We start from the raw sequence: 18121 nt of genomic DNA, 5'->3' as shown, positions 1-18121 counted from the left end.
AGTAAAAAAACAGCCCATCTATCACAACAAAGTCTGCGGCGCAGTAAATAACCCCGTACAGCATCACCGCAGTTTGACCTTAACAACATTTCGGCCGTGGCAGATTCGCTACACTGGCGGCATTCACCTCCCAGCAGCGAGATTTTCATGAGCACTGATGCCGCGCCATGCACCTTGGTTTACGACATTTGCCACAGCCGTTACCTCAATATTACAGGCCGTTGTACGCTACGCTGCCAATTTTGCCCCAAGCACAATGGCAGTAAACAGGTTCACCAATATCAACTGGCATTAGATCATCAACCTTCAGCCGCCGAAATCATTCCGCAATTAGGTGATGTTAGCCAGTTCAACGAATACGTTTTTTGCGGCTACGGCGAACCCACCTTGAATCTACCGACCTTGCTCACCGTGGCGCACGAAATCAAACGTCGAGGTGGCCGCGTGCGAGTCAATACCGATGGTTTGGGCAATCTATTCCACCGCCGCAACATTCTGCCGGAGTTAGCCAATTGCGTTGATGCGCTGTCGGTGTCGCTCAACGCCAATACTCCACTGCTGTATCAACGTCACTGCCAACCAAGGCTGCGCGGCGCGTGGGAGGCGGTAAACCAGTTTATTATCGAGGCGCCGCACTACATCGCCGAGGTGCAAGTGTCGGCCATTGATGGGCTAGCTGGGGTCGATATTGCCGCCTGTCAGCAGATTGTGGAGCAGGCTGGCTGCCAGTTTAAACATCGCATGCTCGACATGGTGGGCTAGCGCTATAACGCTTGCGCGGTGCGCCGTTATCACCGTGATATCCGCCCAACGAGCAGCGCGTTACACCGATTAAGACGCAAACGCATAGCGCCGCTGTTGTGCTGAAATTTTCGTGTTAACATAGCTGCATATTTGTCCTTACCTTACAGCTTCATGTTTAGTAAACATCAACGACTCAAGGATTCACCGCTGATCCCGCTATTGCGTGGCGTACAGTGGTCTCGTCAACGCTTGCTCGCCGTAGTCAGCCAACTGAGCATGTTGGTGATTACCGTCGTGCTAATCACCAATGTGATGATCACCTTGGGTGAACGTAAGTTTCAGGAAGAGTGGGCTGTGCAGCGTTATAGCGAACTGCAAACCGTTGGCACCCTGCTGGCCGATAAAGTGTCATTCCAACAGTTTCGTACCCAAATGTTTGCCCGCTCGGAGCAACTGCAGCACTTTCTGGCATCGCCGGGCAAACAGGAACAACAGCGGCTGGTGAGTAGTTGGGTCACACTCAAACACAACATTCCCGAGTTGATGGATATTGCGCTGTATGACGTCGCCGGTAAATTCAAACTCTCTAGCGGCAGCTTATTTGGTAGCGCACCGCTATCGGCCGATACCATTAAGAAAGTCAATCAGCTAAGCGACAACGATATTTTGGCGTCAACCATCGAGTTCATTCCGATTGAAGATCGGCTGGAACCGTATCAGATGCAGATTGCCCGCTTAGAAAACCCCGACCAATCACTGCGTGGCTACTTGGTCACTTACAACTCGCTCGAGCTGATGCTGCAAGCCATCAAGCCAGTATTTTCCAGCAACGACTCACCGTTACTGGTGCTCGATGGTCAGGGCCAGTTATACGCTGGAGCCAGCAACCTATCGCCACTGGCAGGAGTGCCTGATACGCTCGGTATTAGCCTACGCCAAACCTATCCAGAGTTGTGGCGCGATCTTGCCATGAATAACTTTGGCGAGTTTCACGGCGAAAATGCCGCCTTCGTTTACCTAAAAACGCCGTTGGGCGCACAAAACAATAGCAGTCAACAGTATGTGCTGCTGTCTTATATTCGTAACCAAGACATTACCCAACGTTTTGAGCAGTGGCGCAATATGCTGCTGATCTCTGCGGTGCTGATGACCATGCTCGCCGCGGGCGTGATTGTGTTGATCCACCTGTATCGAATCGAGCAACGCTCACGCGCCAGTGCGATTGAGTTAGCCGATGGGCTATTTCGTGGTGATGCTGGCTGTTTGCTGGTAAACACCGCAGGCCGTATTGTCTGCTCTAATGCCCGTGCCGCCGCTATTCTGAAGTTGCAGCAACAAGATATTGAGAGCCGTAATATACAGAAGCTGCTTGAACAAGAAGAACGCTGGTATCAACAAGTACGGCAGCATCTGGTTAAAGAAGCCACTTGGCGTGGCGAAATTCAGCTGCAAACCATCGACACCTTGTACTTACGGGTCAATATTCGTCTCACCGGTGAAGGCGATACCATCTATACACTGATCACCTTTGATGATATCAGCGAGTTAAAACAAGCGCGCCAAGACAACCACCTAAGCCAATTGCTCAGCGACTCGGCGGTGGCGACCGCGTTGGTCAGCCCAACCGGACAACTGATTAAAGTGAATGAAAGCTTTGATCACCTGATGCAGCTACATGGTTGCACCGACATCAACTTAGCCAAAGTGCTGAAAAACGATATCGAGAATCAGTGGGAACGCATTCTGCAGTTAGTCAATCTACACGGCCATTGGCAGGGGCAGATCCTCAGCGATGAATATCGTAGCGGCTGTTTGCAAACCACGCTCAAAGGCAGCCTTGATGATGAAGGTGAGCTGGACTATCTGATCTGTACCTTAGAGCAAGCGGGCAATGAGCGGCTCAATGTACGGCGCGATATCTCGCCGTATCGCAGCTCGGTACTTAACGAACTGCCAGCACTTGAGCGCTACTTTACCGCCATGAGCGAGCATGACCGCCACAGCAGTTGCTTAATGCTGCTGGATATCAGCCCCAGCGGCATGTTGAGCCATTTAAGCGATGTGGAAAAACTGGAGAATCGTCAGCAACAAGTCGAAATGCACTTGCTGCGGGATTTACCACGCGGTTATCAGATGTCGAACTGGCAACTGGGACAGATTGCCATCTTGCTACCAGAAAGCACACCGACCATGGCGCATCACTATGCCAAGGCTACGTTGGAAAGTTTGCACGACCACGGCCTTGCTGATGGTATCTGCATCGGTATTGCCGCCTATAATGACGGCCAGAGCCTGAGCCAGTTTCTCAGCAATGCCGAAGTGGCGTTGAAGCGTGCCAAACAAAATGGCGCGGGCAATATCTGCCAAGCGTTTACCACATCGTCCGACGCTAGCGCGGACTAAGCGGAACTCAGCAGCGCCGTTAACTTTCTATTAGCGGCTCTGATTGTTTATCGAGGCGAGCGGTCGCGCTGGTGCTATCGGTCACTAAGTCATCAATCAATGGCACGTTTTCTGGCAGATCGCTCATGGTAATTTCTACGATTTGCCGCCGATTCACGGTGATTTTATAGCGGGCGTATTGCGGGGGTTGCTTCAAGCGCTGGCACACCACCACTAAGTTGATTTGGTAGCGACGCTCCACCTGCTCAGCAATAATTTCACCATCCTGCTCGCGGTATAGCTCGTCTTTGCCCTGCTCCAGAAAATCGACAAATGGCACTAAGCTAAACACCACTTGTTCCTGAATGCTGTTATAGCCGGTCAGAAAATCGGTATCTTCCACCCGCGTTGAGATGCCGTAATGCAGAATCTCCGCATCCACTTTATTTTGGCTATGACGCCGCTTCAAAATCTCATTCACCGTGGTTGGGATGTCGTGGGATTTCACAAACTCCAACCATACCAGTTGCCGAGCAATAATATTTTGGGTGGTGGTATCACGTAAAATACGGCTCCAACGCGGCCGCCCTTTCTGCACAATACGCCACAACGCATTGCGCACATCATCTTTGAAGATTTCACGCGCGCCATAAATCAGCGCTAACACCAACACTAACGCGAGTGTTAAACCGTTAAATGCCCCTTGCGCTTTGATAATCAGCGTGGACACGACCAACATAACAATCGCGGTGGCAAAGCCCGTAGTCAGCTTTTTAAGCCCGATACCAAGGGTTTTGAGTTCCTCTTTCAGTACCACCCCTTGCTGAATTAAGCGCCGCAGCAGCAACATCTTGTTGGCGATACGGTTGGCGTCATCGCGGGTGCGTGCCGAGTTATATTTATGGGCGGTGCGATATTCACGTTCCGTGCGACATAACTCCAACACGCGCTCCGCCACCTTATGTTGCATATCGCGCTTACTCAACAACTTGAGTAGTTGCTGTTCAGTAAACCACGACAAATAGTTATCGGCATTTTCAAAGTAGTGACGCCATTTTTCATCCGCTGGTGCGCCTCGGCGAAAGCGACGTAACAGGGTGCTGGCGTGCACGGTAAACTCGTTCAAGCCTTCAAAAAAGGCATCGTTGTCTTCTAGGCGGGCCAGCTCGCGCGCATCGTTCTCCATCGCTACCGCATATTGGTAAGCAAAGAGGTTCATATACAAACGAAACTCTTCTAGCGTGCGCTTTTTCTGGCTGACAAAACGCGATTGCACCAACGGCAGATGTAACCCTTCAGAGTAATAAGCGCGGCGGCCTTGCACGCCGCTGAAATAATACTCTTCTTCATTGAGGCTATTGGGGCCGATGCCCATCTCTTTAGGCAGCGAAAAATACAGGTCAAGCTTGCGCTGTTCACCACGGGCAAGTAGGTGACTGAATTTAATGGAAAGTTCTTCTTCTTGTTTGATGCGCAGCTTTGACAAGGTGGGACGTATCCTATCCAACTAATTGATTTGATTGGCTTAGAATATAGCGAATCTAGCGCATAATGGAAGTCGGGATTAGTCTTGCAGACGACAACCGTAAACGGCGTTACCCGGTTGTGAACGGATCACCGCATAATGTTGCTGTTCATCGGTATCGAGCATCTCGATCACCATCGGATGCGAAGCCTTATTCGTCAGATTCAAGTTACTGATATACGACAGATAATCCATGTGTGATGGCTTAACATCTTGCAGCAGTTGCTCATCTTTATGGGTGATACTGATGTCATATGCCGCGCCTGCGGGACGACGCTTGATGGTGCCTCCCAGTTTAACACTACCCAGCGGCTGACCATCGGTAGAAAAATAGCGATAGTTCAACACCACATTGTGATTCTGCGCCTGCACATCCATCAACATAAAGTACTGGCGCGAATTACCGCCTTGTTGATGGTCATACAGTTCCGAGCTGCAATTAAGGAGTAGTTGAGTTTCTGGCTGCTGTTGACCGATAGATAAACGCACCACCGCAAGCACGACTGCCAACACCAATACCAGCCAAATCCAGGCTTTATTCACAGAGATTAACTCCCGCTAACCACTGCTGATTGAAAAAGCCCATATGGCGGTCAACATCACTGGCTTTAATATTGCGTAGTTGAAAGTGCCCATCTTTGCTGCCTTTCATGGTCACGTTCATGATTTGCTTTTCGTGGGAGATGGAAAGATACACTTGCTGCCACACGGTCTTACGGCATTGCAGCAGTGCCGAGGCTAAAATTGTGGCTCGCGATTGCAGAATATGGTTGTTGGTACGGGAGTTGGCGTACAACAGCAACTGCACCTGCTGGCCTGACGCCAAGGTGAGGTTCTGTTGGGACAGCGGCATGGCAACTTCCCCTGTGGGAAAATGTTTGAGGAAAAACACGCTCAGGGCCAACATCAGCACCAGTAATACTGATACTGCCAACATTCTCGGGGTCGAATCGACTCGTTCTGCCAACATAAATTTGGGTGTGCGTGGTTGCGATATTGACTGCAACATAAGTTAATGACCGTCTATGCCTATAACAACGAAAATGAATATTGCTGATAAAACCACGTTATTCGCGCCGAAATGATTACCACGTTGCATCGCTTTACTTCGTCAGCTACGAAAACATCGCTGGTAATTAGCGAGCATTATAGAAAAAACTGATAAAACTAAATGTGATCTTCTTAACCAAGCGTTTCGAGAGGGAGGAAATTGGCCGATCAAAATGCAAAATAGTGATCTGGCCCAAAGGTTATTGCGTAAAGTAATGCTTAAAAAATCCTTTAAAAGCATATAGCTTACATAGCAATTTACACAGTGTAGCGGACTTGGGAAAGTGATGTAGAGATCGCCGCAACTTAGTGCGAAACGATCGCACCAAGTTGCGTTGAAACGTTGAAAAAACAGTAGCTAAGCTTCTGCTTGCGCGACCTTTTGCGCTTGCTGCTGCAACTCATACATGGCGCGATAACGGCCATGCGGCAGCGCCATCAACTGCTCGTGACTGCCTTGCTCCAGCAGTTGCCCATGATCGAGCACCAAAATACGATCGGCATGGCGAATGGTCGATAAGCGGTGCGCCACCACAATCATGGTCACTTGCCGATGCAGATGGCTCAACGCTTGTTGCACCACTTGCTCGGTTTCACTATCGACGTTGGCGGTCGCCTCATCGAGCAATAACACTTTCGGAGAGCCCGCTAGCGCCCGCGCGATAATCAACTGTTGCCGCTGTCCGGTCGATAGGCGTAAACCGCCCTCGCCTAGCTGGGTCTGATAACCATCACGCATTGCCATAATCACTTGGTGCAAGTGCGCCTGTTTGGCCGCGCGTTCCACCGCCGCTTGGTTCAAGCCGCGCCCCATATCGATGTTATCGAAAATGGTGCTCGCCAGAATAAACGGCTCTTGTGGGATCAATCCCACACCTTGGCGCAAACTGTCATGGCTGTACTGTTGCAATGGTCGCCCATCAATACAGATCTCACCCGCTTGCGGCTGATAGAAGTTCAGCAACAAACTGAGCAAGGTACTCTTGCCACTGCCGGTGTGACCAACAATGGCATAGAACTGTCCGGCTTCAATCTCGACGCTAATATCTTGCAGCACCGGTTTGTCAGCTTGATAGGCAAACTGCAGCTGACGCAGCGACAACTGACCACGCGCAATCTGCGCGCTATCGCTAGGAGCTTCTGCTGCGGCGGGTTGTTGCAGCAGCTCATACACGCGGTTGCCAGCCACAATAGCTTGTTGATACAAACTAAAGCGCTGAGTGATCTCCACCAATGGTTCGGTAAAACGGCCTAAATAGTTGAGATAGGCATACAGCACCCCAATCTCGGCCACGCCCTGAACGACCTTGATACCGAAGAACCACACAATGCAGGCCAGCACTAAAATACTGAGAAAGTTGATCGCTGGCCGCAGCAACAAAGAGCCGACGGTCACCGCCTTCAAGCGCGTGCGGTAATAACGATTATTGATGCCATCAAACTGCGCTAACTTGGCTTGCTGTTGGTTAGTGGCTTGAATCACCTCCATGCCGCTGATCGACTCACTCACCGTGGCGTTAATATCAGAACGCAGTTGCCGACTTTCACTGACCACTTTTACGCTAAAACGTTGATACAGATAGATAAGCCCCATCACTGTGGGCAACAGTGCCAGCGCAATCAACATCAAGTGCCAATCTAAAATCGCCATTGCCACCAAAATGCCAATCAGCAAAATAACGTTCGACACCACGTTAGAAAGAAACTGCACATAGATATCTTTGATCGACTCAGTATCGTTGGTGATGCGACTCACCAGTTGCCCAGTGCGGGCATAGTCGAAAAACGCCATGGGCAGGCTGAGCACGTGTTTGAATACTCGCTGGCGAATATCTAACACCGCCGTCAGCGCCATATCTAAAAAGCGCATGGTTTGTTGGTATTTTAATAAGGTGCCCGCCACCACGGCGAAGATGAACAGCGCCACCACCCCAACAATCGGCCATAGCGGATAATGCCCCGGCACAATAAAGTCGTCGATAAACACTTTACTGAGCATCGGCCCCATCACATCAAACACCGTGGCGACCACCACCAACAGTAAGGTTTTGGCAAAGCGGACTTTGTCGGCGAACACGTAACTCATCAGCAGACGCAATGCGCCGCCGTCATCGCGAGTCGTGCTTGTTGTGTTAGCATCACGAGGCATAACTACTCTCCATCGCTTGCTCCATCTGTTGATAGGCGGCCATACGACCATACCAGCCATCACCGGCGCTTAACTGCTGATGGCTGCCGCGCTCGACCACACTGCCGTGGGATAACACCATAATCTCGTCCGCTTGCTCCAGCGCGGACAAGCGGTGGCTAATCACTATCACGCTCTGCTGACGTTGGCGCAAATGACCAATAATCTGCTGTTCGGTTGCCACATCCACCGCCGACAAAGCATCATCCAAAATCAAAATCGGTGCATGGCTGATCAGCGCCCGCGCGATAGACACCCGCTGCCGCTGCCCGCCTGACAAGGTCACGCCACGCTCGCCAACTAAGGTGTGGTAGCCATCTGGAAATTGCTCGATATCGTGGTGGATCGCCGCCAATTTAGCGGCCTCATACACTTCGGCATCGCTGGCATCACTGCGCCCCATGCGGATGTTTTCCAAAATGCTGCTACTAAACAAAAATGAATCTTGCGGGACATAGGCATAACTGCCACGCAAACTGGCTAGCGGCAGTTGCTGGACAGGCACACCGCCGAGCCTGATGCTGTCGTCGGACGACTCCCAATAACGCATCAATAGTTGAATGAGCGTTGATTTACCGCTGCCGGTGGCACCAGCAATGCCCAAAGTGTGCTGCTCAGGCAGGGTAAAACTCACTTGTTGCAAGCTAGGGCGGTCGCTTTCTGGATAGGCAAAAGTTAGTTGATTTACCGTGAGTTGGTAGCCATTTGGCTGCTGTTTGCCGCTGTTGCTAATCGTATCTGGCAGATTGAGCAGCTCATCTAAGCGCTCAATGGCGGCGTTACCACGCTGGATAATATTCATCAGCCAGCCAAAAGCGAACATCGGCCAGATCAGTTCTGACAGATAAAGTGTGAAACTGGTGAGTTGCCCCACGGTGAGATTGCCCGCTTGGATCTGCCAACCGCCAGCTAGCAGCACAATCAACATCGCCGCACCGAGGCTGAGCTGAATAATCGGCCCAAACAGCGCTTCAGAACGTTGCACGTGATAGGTGCTATCCGCCGCTCGTGCGGCAATGGCATCAAACTGCTCGGTTTCAATGCGTTCGCGTCCCATCGATTTGATCATGCGAATGCCGGTCATCGCTTGTTGGGTTTGATCGTTCAGTTCAGAGAAGCGATCTAGAGTGTCTTTAAATTGGGTATGAATCCGTTTCGAGAGCCGATAAAACGCGACCGCCATGAAGGGAAACGGCAATACAGCAAAGGCCGCCAAGCGCCAATCAATAAAGATAAACATCATGATCAGCACCAAAATAAAGGTCAAAATACCATCGAAGCCTGACAGAATACCTTCACCTGCGGCGACTTCTACCGCATCAATATCGTTGGTAGCACGCGCCATCAAATCGCCGGTGGAATGGGCGTTATAGAACGCCTGCCCCTGCTTCGTCAGCCGCACATAAAAATGCTGCCGTAAAAAATTTCCCAGTTTATAGGAGGTACCAAACAGCATGCGGCGCCAACCATAACGCAGCAGATACACCAGCAAGCCACCGACCGCCAGCCCCATAAGATAAAGTTCAGTGGCCGATTGTTGTTTGGTGGCCAACAGTTGATCGATGGCTTCGCCAATCAACTTGGGGATCGCCATATTGATCAAACCGACGCAGAACAGCATCAGCATCGCTATCGTGTAGGTATGCCAATAACGTCGAAAGAACCATTTCAGGTGTATAAATAGCTGCATGTCACGTCATCCAACCGCTAAGTGACTCGTCAGCGAAGCTGCTGAGCGATGCGTTAAAATATGAAAATTACGCTGCGTTAGTAAGCCCTTAGCTTACTTGAGAAGGGTGTTGCCAGTGTATTTTGCGGCAATGATATGCAAAGAAATACCAAAGTGCAGCACTGGGTTATTGTAAAGAGATTTGCCAGCGATGGCTATCATGCGAGGTATTAATCACCTCGCTGATAGTGCTGAATTTTAAACATAAAAGGGCCGATAACCTCAGTTATCGGCCCTGCAAACCATCGCCAATACCGTGTTAGAACAGATGATGGTTAAAGTAATAATGCACAATGATACTGGCGATATAGCCGATAGCCACCACTGGGGTCCACTTCAAGTGCGCACCAAAGGTGTAGATACCACGGGCTTGCCCCATCAAGGCCACGCCAGCCGCGCTACCAATCGACAACAAGCTACCACCCACACCGGCAGTCATAGTGACCAGCAACCATTGGCCGACCGACATATCAGGGTTCATGGTCAACACGGCAAACATCACCGGAATGTTATCGACAATTGATGACAACACACCGATAGCCACGTTGGCATAGGTTGGGTCCCAGTGACCATACAGCGCTTCAGACACCATCGCCAAGTAACCCATCAAGCCTAAACCGCCGACACACAGCACCACACCGTAGAAGAACAGCAGCGTATCCCATTCCGCCATGGCGATGCGGCTGAACACATCAAATGGCACAAACTGATCGCAAGCTCGTAGCGCTTTTTCATCGTTGGCTTTAGATGCTTTTTGACGCAGTTTGTCGATGTTTTTCTCAAAACTCATGCGCAGGAAATAGCCGTAAAGTTGCAGTAAACCGAGGCCAGTCATCATGCCCAGTACCGGTGGTAAGCCCAACAGTGAGTGCGCACACACCGCCATACATACGGTCAATAAGAACAAGGCAACCAAGCCCAAGGCGCCCGGTTTCATATGCACCACCTCGCCTGTGACATGGCTTTCTTTATCGTTAACAATGAAGAAGCTCATAATTGCCGCAGGCACCACGAAGTTCACTAGCGATGGTACAAACAGGTCAAAGAACTGGGCAAACTGCACCATACCTTTTTGCCATACCATCAGGGTGGTGATATCGCCAAACGGGCTAAATGCGCCACCAGCATTGGCGCCAACGACGATATTGATACAAGCGACGGTGATAAATTTCTTGTTGTCGCCCCCCATCTTCATCACCACCGCGCACATCAACAGAGCGGTAGTGAGGTTGTCAGCGATAGGAGAGATAAAGAAGGCTAAAAAGCCGGTGATCCAAAATACCTGCCGCAGCGTGAAACCTTTATTCACCATCCAACCACGCAGGGCGTCGAACAACTTACGCTCCTCCATGGCGTTGATGTAGGTCATCGCCGCTAACAGAAACAGGAACAGCTCAGCATATTCCAGTAAGTCAGCTTCAAAGGCGGCTTCCGCCACTTCCGACATGCCATGCTGAGTGTAAATGTAACCGAGCAGGCCCCAAATAATACCGGCGGCAATCAGCATGGGTTTAGATTTACGCAGGTGCAGTTTCTCTTCCGACATCACCAAACCATAGGCGATAACGAAGATGGCAACCCCCAAATAACCTACCCATGTATGGGTAAGCGCCAAGTGCTCGCTCGCGCCTTCGGCGGCCAACACGGCTGGAGAAATCAATCCTAGCAAACTCCCCCCGAGGACTCCCAGTCCACGGTTCATACGCTTCAACTTCATTTTGATTGTTCTCTTATTATAAGAATATGCTGATTAAGCTAGCACAGCTCATTGGTCAAAAATGTTGACCAATCGCCAAATTTGGCGGCTTCGAGAAAAACAGATAAACCTGAGCGCGGGAGGAAACAACTTTTTTTAAAGTGGGATTCAAAGGGTGGGAGCGAGATCACAAAGGCACTCGAAAGTGCCCGGCGTAGTGATCACAAAATTGCAATTTTTGCTGAATATTTCAGCATATTAGAAAGAATACAACAGCGTCATATTGGTTTCAGTATCGGTGCTCTTTTTGTCATCCAGTGGGTCACTGTTGTAACGTACAATCACCGCAAATTTCATCGACAATGCGCCGACGATATTGGCAGTAATGGAGGTTTCAGAACGCGCATCCAGCTTGTCACCGTAGTCGGCGACAAACATCTGCTTAAATTTTGAGGTTTTACTGATCTTAGCTTCGTAGTTCAGCACCCCGTGCACCACCCAGCTGGCTTCACTGTCGTAGCCTAGCTCTTCGCGCTGCTCATCATCCAAGCGTTGGTATTGATAACCGGGACCGATCTCCCCGTCCAAGAAACTACTGGCACCTTGAAATAAGCGATAACCCAAACCGGCCGCTGAGTTAAATTTATAGTCGTAACCGGTAAATGGGTCGACTTCATAACCTGCGGTAGCAAACAGATAACTGTTAGTACCTAAACGGTAGTTACCTTGTGCCATGCCCAGATAACGCTTAGCGGTAACTTCTTCTTCATCTTCTTTATAAAGACCTTCAAGCAGATATTGGTTTTCCCAATTACCGATTTCATGTTTCATATCCAAGCGGGCTTTGATGGATGTGGTATCGGTATTACCCGTGGTCAAGGTCGCGCCGAGTTCAGCGTCTGCCCCAAAAGTGGCATCACCTTCGACGAATTCCGACTGCGCAAATGCAGCTGGTGCCGCCATTAACATAGCGAGTGCCAGTAGCGTTGGCTTCATAAATATCTCCGTTTGCTCACACTGTTCCAAAGTAAAAACGCGGCACATCTTACCATCCGAGGTTAAAAAGTGTGAGAAAAAGCACATTTTTTCGACATTAATGAAGTGTTTACCAACAACTCATCAAGAAATTCACCACCAATTAGCAACGCTGCGTTCGGTCAGCGATGGCGATACCGCCGAAATGCATCGTGCTAGATTGCCGCCACAACAGTGTTCCCGCCTACATTGCACAACTTTTGTTCGTATTTATCAGTGGCGAAAAAATATAGGAAAGGCGTAAAATAGCCGCCGCACTCAACGCTGTATTGTGGTTGCGCTCGCAGCCCCAAAACGAAGGCGCTACCGCCGCTAAGTGCCCTTTCACAGATTTTTATTTCGGGACCCCGATAGAGACTAACGCTGGACTTCACATGACACACCAAGCCCAACAGGGGCCAGGTTCGCTATTTTCGCTGACTTGGCCGCTTTTTATTGATATCGCGCTGCATTTTGCCACCGGCGCCATGAACACCTTTATGATGGGTCAAATCAACTTTGCCGATGTGGCGGCGTTAGCCGTAGGCAACCAAGTGTTTGATTTGGCTATTACTGTGTTCAGCTTTGTCAGTATCGGCTCCAGCGTGGTGTTGACCCAATATCTTGGCGCCAAACGCTACGATGATGCCAAAGTGGTGATCCACAGTGCCATCAGCTTTAACCTGTTAATTGGTTTGCTAGCGGCGATTGTGATTTTGACTGGTGCGGGGCCGATCCTGCAAACCATGAACTTGCCAGCGCATCTGCTGGGCGATGGTGAACTCTATCTGACCATTATCGGCCTGTGTTTGTTGCCTGAGGCAGCGGCATTGTGTTTGGCGGCAACGCTGCGCGCTCACGGCCATACACGCCAAGCGATGTACGCGACGCTGTTAGTCAACTTAGTCACATTTATTAGCAACTTAACCTTGTTATATGGCTGGTTCGGTATTCCACAATTTGGGGTGGCCGGGGTGGCAGTCAGTACCGTTGTTGGCCGTCTGACCGGTATTGTGTTCCTCGTTTGGTTAGTGCAAAAACGCGCGGGCATTCAACTGATGCCGAAAATGTTACTGCAACCCAGCAAAGATAAACTGCGCAAAGTGCTGCATATTGGTCTGCCAGCGGCAGGTGAAAACTTGTCGTGGATGCTGCAGTTTATGGTGATCACTGCTTTTGTGGGCTTACTGGGTGAAACTTCGCTGGCAACGCACTCTTATTACTTCCAGATCTGCCTATTTATGATGTTGTTTGGGATCTCTATCGGTTTAGGTAATGAGATTATCATCGGCTATCTGATTGGCGGGCGTCAGTTCGACTCAGCATATGCACGGCTGCTGAAAACCCTGAAATTGGGCATTGGTGTAACCTTTGTGGTGGCGCTGTGTGCCTCGTTTATCGGCCGCCACGCGGTCAGTTTTTTCAGCGATGACCAGACCATTATTGCGCAGATCTCCATGCTGTTTCTGATCAGTATCATCATGGAACCCGGCCGCACTTTTAACCTTGTGGTAATTAACGCGCTGCGTGCCACTGGCGATGCCCGCTTCCCATTGATGATGGCCCTGTGCTCAATGTGGGGCATTGCGGTACCACTGGCTTATTACTTGGGGATTCATTGCAACATGGGCTTAGTAGGCGTTTGGATCGGTCTTGCCTGTGATGAATGGGTGCGCGGTTTGGCGATGTTATGGCGCTGGCGCAGCCGCCGTTGGCAGAGCAAGTCGTTGCTTGATGACAGCACAGCACTGCCGCAGTAACGCGTCAAACACTGAAAAAAAATCCCAGCCGCGCTGGGATTTTTTATGCTTATTTACCGCTGAATCAGCGCAGTGAATTACTTCACAATCACCATTTCATCGAGCAGGTTGTCGGCATGGTCAACATACTTCATCACCCACAGCATGTAACGGCTGTCTAACTGAATCGAACGGTTGCTGTCGTCATCATAGTTCCAGTCACCGATAATGCTCTCGTACACGCCATCAAACAGCAGGCCAACCAGTTCGGCACGACCATTCATGGTGGGCGAACCTGAGTTACCGCCAGTGGTGTCCAGTGTCGAGAGGAAGTTAACCGGCACTGAATCGAGTGATTTGACGTAGAAATCACCGTACTGCTTGTCTTTGATCAGTTGCAGCTCAGCCTTTGGCGCGTTGAATGGATCAACCCCAGTATCTTTTTGGGTGATACCTTCCAGCGTAGTGAACGGCACAGCGTATAAACCATCTTTTGGTGTATAACCTTTGACGTTGCCGTAAGTCACCCGCAGGCTTGAGTTGGCATCGGCATACACTGGCTTACCTTGCGCACGGTTGTAAGCGATGATGGCTTCCATGTATTGCGGTCTGACTTTCATCAAATCGCCACTCAGCTGTTTCCGCGTATTACGCTCTTTTTCATTGGTGTCATACATAGCAACCGCATATTGAATCATAGGATCTTTCGATGCTTTGAAATCGGCTACTGATTTATCCAACCATGCTAAACGGGTCGCCTTATCACCCAATTGGGTGTCACCAAAAACCGCATCAAGCTTCTGCTGCAGTTTGGCCGCATCGACGCCATTTTCAATGCCCCAGAATTTATCTAGCGCAGCAAAGTGCTCACTGGCAGGCAGCTCGGCGTAGCGGCTGAGCAATTCAAAACCAATCGCTTTCGCCACCGTTGCATCGTAACGACGGTCGATACTTTCCAGCATGTTTTTCAGGCGATTCAGATCGCGTTCTTGATAGCCCGGCTCACGTTCCATATCCGGCTTTTGCTTTTCATTGGCTAAGCGATACAGACGTTCAGCCACCGAGGGCATAGTGGTGTAATAGAAATAACCCAAAATCAGATCACGCGCTTGGTGCTCGTCGCTCTTTTTCACTAAACGGTCAAGTTCAGCCAGCACCTTGCCATATTGCTGTTTGCGGCTCTTGTCAGCGTTAATCCACTTATTCAACTCGGCTTCCGTGGCGCGGCGATCTGCCAACATGGTGGACTTGCCGTAAAACTCGATCATCGAGGTGAAGTTTTTGGCGTAGTTGTTCAAGCCTGCCAAGGTACTTTCATATTTGATGCGCGCATCGCTGCCTTCTGCTGAGCTTTGCTCAATCAGCGCAATCACTTTTTCACGCAGCTCTTTGGCGGCGGGATAGTAATACTCAAACTGATTTGCGACCTCTTCGCTGGTGCGATAACGGTTAGTGCTGCCCGGGTAACCCGCCACCATCACAAAGTCACCATCACTGACGCCTTTGGCGGAGACTTTCAAAAAGCTTTTTGGCTCGTACGGAACGTTATCTTTGGAGAAATCCGCCGGTTTACCCGCTTTATTGACGTAAGCGCGATAGAAAGAGAAATCGCCGGTATGGCGCGGCCACATCCAGTTATCGATATCGCCACCGTATTTGCCAATGCTTTCCGCTGGGTTGTACACCAAGCGCACATCGCGGATCTCTAACTGCTTAACCAAGTAATACTCAAGGCCACCGTGGAAACTGTAAACTTGGCAGCGATAACCATCATCTTGCTCACAATCTGCCACCAATTTTTTCTCGGCTGCTTCAATTGCTTTATAGAAATCATCACCAGTCAGTTTGGCGGTGCCTTGGTTAACTTTGTCGGTCACGCTGGTAACGGATTCAGTGACATACACGCGCGAACCCGGTGCAGCGGGCAACTCTTGCGCAAACGATTTTGCTAAAAAGCCATCACGCAAGATGTTGTTTTCTGGCGTGGAGTTATATTGCGCCGAACCATAGGCGCAGTGGTGGTTAGTGACCACCAAGCCCTTTGGTGATACAAACGAGGCAGTACAGCCGCCGAGGCTGATCACTGCGTTCATGGGAAATTCTGTCAGCTTTGAAATTGATGTGGCATCAATCTCCAGTCCTTTGGCTTTCAGAACATCAGCCATTGCTGGCAACTGATGAGGCTGCCACATGCCCTCATCCGCCTGCGCAGCAAAACATGCTGTTACCGCTGTGGCGATTAACCATTTTTTCATTCTATTGTCATCCTTAAATCGAGCGGAATAATGCGAAGAAATTCTCTGTGCTTGGGTGCGAGTAATAAAAAAGCCGAGCACGGATGCTCGACTCTATCACAAGCTTTTAACACAACCCATAAGCAGAAAAACTCGCTTACAAATGGGGATTATGCTGCGTAAATCTGCGACACGATGATCAACACCGCACAGACAGACACCACAACTAACGCAGGCTTGCCGCCAATCACTTGGTAACCTTCGCTAGTTTGTGCTCGTTGTTTTAAGGCAATCGCCACTGGCAAAATCAGTGAAATCACCACCAGCGGAATGGCGGCAAACCCCAGTAAGGCAATAAAACCTTTGGGATAAAACAGCGCACACGCCAACGGCGGAATAAAGGTGAGTAACCAAGTTTGCGCGCGGCCCGTAAAACTTGGACGAGCGCGGATCAGCTCGGCCAGAAAATCGTACAAGCTCATGGTCACCCCAAGGAATGAGGTGATCAGCGCCAAATCAGCAAAGAAGCCAACAAATTTGCTGATGATCGGCTGCTGGGTAATCTCTTGCAGCGCACTGATCATCGGTGCCAATTTGCCATTAAAGCCTGCAATCGGCTCACTGCCGACCGTGCCCAGCGTCACCAATAACCACAAGATATAGCAGAACAATGGCAAGGTGGAACCAATCAGCAGCACCTTACGCAACGACACCGCATCACCATCGAGGTAACGCACTAAGGTGGCAATACATACATGGAACCCGAACGAGGTAATCACCACCGGAATCGCCGTTAGCCACACTTTGCCGTAACTCTCAGCCATTGCGTGATGCACTAACGATTCGGTGTTCACCTCTGGCAGCAAAAAGGCAATCACAATCACCAACAGCACCACCATGGTAGAGAACAGTAGCCGCGATAACTTATCGACCCAGCCGACGCCGAGCGCGGCAAAAATACCGAGGAATAAGGTAAACAGCAGCACCGCTGGGGTGTTGGTCAACTCGACGGCAAACCAAGATTTAAATTTCAGGGTGAGTAGGTCCGCACCACCACTGAGATAAGCAGCGGTTAACGCAAATAATAGACTGAGAAAAGAGATACTTTGAATGACTTGACCGGGTTTCCCCAGCGCTTTACCGGTAACCACGTGAAGATTGTCACCGACACCGGAGCGTAGATTTACTTCGAGCATTAACAGGGAGGTGTATGCTGAAATGGCCCAGCAACCCAGCAGTAATAAGATGGCGGGATAGAAGCCAAGCGCCGCAGTAGCTAACGGCAAAGCAAGCATCCCCGCACCAATGGCCGTCCCAGCCACAATTGCGATAGATCCAAGTATTTTTAGGTTCACAGAAGCTGTCCTGTCTTATTTTGTTATTGTTAATTGTTATTGCGCAGTTGGGGGGCGCATTTTTTATCGTAGCGGCGTGGAGCAACGCGGTCATTGCCAAGCTTCAGCGCCAAAGGCTAACCACCACAGGTAAATAACCTGTAACTTTAGGTCAGAACAGTTACGACATTATCAGTTCAAGTTACCCCGAGCAACACATCTATCGCCCATCTCTCGCTTGGATTGCAGTTTCCGCAATCCAAGCAGATTGAATCTTTACCTTTGGTTGTTTTTGTTAATTCAGTCGTTATAATGGCGCCACTTCTTAGGGGAGTAGCCGACTCAAGTTTCGACTTGAGGGTATATGTCAACACACTTGGTGAGCACCATGGCATATACAGCAAACGCTAGATTTGCCCGGCAAGACCTGAGCATAGTGCATCACTCTTTAGGGGTGATGGTGCACTGTGCCTGGTTTTTAATTCA

General features: G+C 50.1%; 12 protein-coding genes and 1 riboswitch. Of the genes, 3 read left to right on the top strand and 9 right to left on the bottom strand.

Annotated elements, in window-relative coordinates; translation table 11 throughout:
- Positions 1-147: 147 nt before the first annotated feature.
- A complete protein-coding gene (locus L9G74_RS00175; RefSeq protein ID WP_238894130.1) occupies positions 148-762 on the top strand; it encodes a TatD family nuclease-associated radical SAM protein in 615 nt (204 codons plus the stop codon).
- A gap of 153 nt (positions 763-915) precedes the next feature.
- Positions 916-3147: a PAS domain-containing protein gene (locus L9G74_RS00170; RefSeq protein ID WP_238894129.1), complete on the top strand. Its 2232-nt coding sequence runs from the start codon at positions 916-918 to the stop codon at positions 3145-3147.
- A 19-nt stretch (positions 3148-3166) separates the two neighbouring features.
- Here L9G74_RS00170 and L9G74_RS00165 read toward each other — a convergent pair whose 3' ends face one another.
- The 7 genes from L9G74_RS00165 to L9G74_RS00135 form a co-directional block, all read right to left on the bottom strand.
- Positions 3167-4612: a hypothetical protein gene (locus tag L9G74_RS00165; protein WP_238894127.1), complete on the bottom strand. Its 1446-nt coding sequence runs from the start codon at positions 4610-4612 to the stop codon at positions 3167-3169.
- Positions 4613-4690: 78 nt separating this feature from the next.
- On the bottom strand, positions 4691-5194 hold the full coding sequence (locus L9G74_RS00160) for a hypothetical protein (RefSeq protein WP_238894125.1): 504 nt from the start codon (positions 5192-5194) through the stop codon (positions 4691-4693).
- Positions 5187-5660 (bottom strand): hypothetical protein, encoded by a 474-nt coding sequence (locus L9G74_RS00155; RefSeq protein WP_238894123.1) that lies wholly within the window; start codon positions 5658-5660, stop codon positions 5187-5189. The genes L9G74_RS00160 and L9G74_RS00155 overlap by 8 nt, the downstream gene beginning before the upstream one ends.
- Before the next feature lie 399 nt (positions 5661-6059).
- Complete coding sequence (locus L9G74_RS00150; RefSeq protein WP_238894122.1) at positions 6060-7850, bottom strand: ABC transporter ATP-binding protein; 1791 nt, start codon at positions 7848-7850, stop codon at positions 6060-6062.
- Positions 7840-9579 carry an ABC transporter ATP-binding protein gene (locus tag L9G74_RS00145; RefSeq protein WP_238894119.1) on the bottom strand — a complete coding sequence of 580 codons (1740 nt, stop codon included), beginning with the start codon at positions 9577-9579 and terminating at the stop codon, positions 7840-7842. The genes L9G74_RS00150 and L9G74_RS00145 overlap by 11 nt, the downstream gene beginning before the upstream one ends.
- Positions 9580-9877: 298 nt before the next feature.
- On the bottom strand, positions 9878-11335 hold the full coding sequence (nhaD, locus tag L9G74_RS00140; RefSeq protein ID WP_438944525.1) for a sodium:proton antiporter NhaD: 1458 nt from the start codon (positions 11333-11335) through the stop codon (positions 9878-9880).
- Positions 11336-11572: 237 nt separating this feature from the next.
- The gene (locus tag L9G74_RS00135; protein WP_238894114.1) at positions 11573-12310 is read right to left on the bottom strand and encodes a DUF481 domain-containing protein; all 738 of its coding nucleotides are present in this window, start codon (positions 12308-12310) and stop codon (positions 11573-11575) included.
- A gap of 413 nt (positions 12311-12723) precedes the next feature.
- Here L9G74_RS00135 and L9G74_RS00130 point away from each other — a divergent pair, with 413 nt between their 5' ends.
- Positions 12724-14088 (top strand): MATE family efflux transporter, encoded by a 1365-nt coding sequence (locus tag L9G74_RS00130; protein WP_238894112.1) that lies wholly within the window; start codon positions 12724-12726, stop codon positions 14086-14088.
- Between the two features lie 77 nt (positions 14089-14165).
- Here the strand turns inward: L9G74_RS00130 and L9G74_RS00125 are convergent, their stop codons facing one another.
- Both L9G74_RS00125 and L9G74_RS00120 read right to left on the bottom strand, forming a co-directional pair.
- The gene (locus L9G74_RS00125) at positions 14166-16322 is read right to left on the bottom strand and encodes a S46 family peptidase (protein WP_238894109.1); all 2157 of its coding nucleotides are present in this window, start codon (positions 16320-16322) and stop codon (positions 14166-14168) included.
- Positions 16323-16471: 149 nt separating this feature from the next.
- Entirely contained in the window at positions 16472-17656 is a 1185-nt protein-coding gene (locus L9G74_RS00120) for an amino acid permease (protein WP_238894105.1), read from the bottom strand.
- A gap of 295 nt (positions 17657-17951) precedes the next feature.
- A riboswitch (yybP-ykoY riboswitch) is annotated at positions 17952-18054 on the top strand.
- Positions 18055-18121 lie beyond the last annotated feature (67 nt).

The organism is Shewanella electrica, from assembly GCF_022321485.1.
Classification (GTDB): Bacteria; Pseudomonadota; Gammaproteobacteria; order Enterobacterales; family Shewanellaceae; genus Shewanella; species Shewanella electrica.
Note: the sequence above shows the minus strand (reverse complement) of the source record. Positions and strands in the feature narration are given on the sequence as shown.

Excerpts from the sequence above, each read along its gene's own strand:
- L9G74_RS00155 (WP_238894123.1), bottom strand. The coding sequence starts at position 5,660 with ATGTTGCAGTCAATATCGCAACCACGCACACCCAAATTTATGTTGGCA.
- L9G74_RS00135 (WP_238894114.1), bottom strand. The coding sequence starts at position 12,310 with ATGAAGCCAACGCTACTGGCACTCGCTATGTTAATGGCGGCACCAGCT.
- nhaD (WP_438944525.1), bottom strand. The coding sequence starts at position 11,335 with ATGAAGTTGAAGCGTATGAACCGTGGACTGGGAGTCCTCGGGGGGAGT.
- L9G74_RS00170 (WP_238894129.1), top strand. The coding sequence starts at position 916 with ATGTTTAGTAAACATCAACGACTCAAGGATTCACCGCTGATCCCGCTA.
- L9G74_RS00150 (WP_238894122.1), bottom strand. The coding sequence starts at position 7,850 with ATGCCTCGTGATGCTAACACAACAAGCACGACTCGCGATGACGGCGGC.
- L9G74_RS00175 (WP_238894130.1), top strand. The coding sequence starts at position 148 with ATGAGCACTGATGCCGCGCCATGCACCTTGGTTTACGACATTTGCCAC.
- L9G74_RS00145 (WP_238894119.1), bottom strand. The coding sequence starts at position 9,579 with ATGCAGCTATTTATACACCTGAAATGGTTCTTTCGACGTTATTGGCAT.
- L9G74_RS00130 (WP_238894112.1), top strand. The coding sequence starts at position 12,724 with ATGACACACCAAGCCCAACAGGGGCCAGGTTCGCTATTTTCGCTGACT.
- L9G74_RS00125 (WP_238894109.1), bottom strand. The coding sequence starts at position 16,322 with ATGAAAAAATGGTTAATCGCCACAGCGGTAACAGCATGTTTTGCTGCG.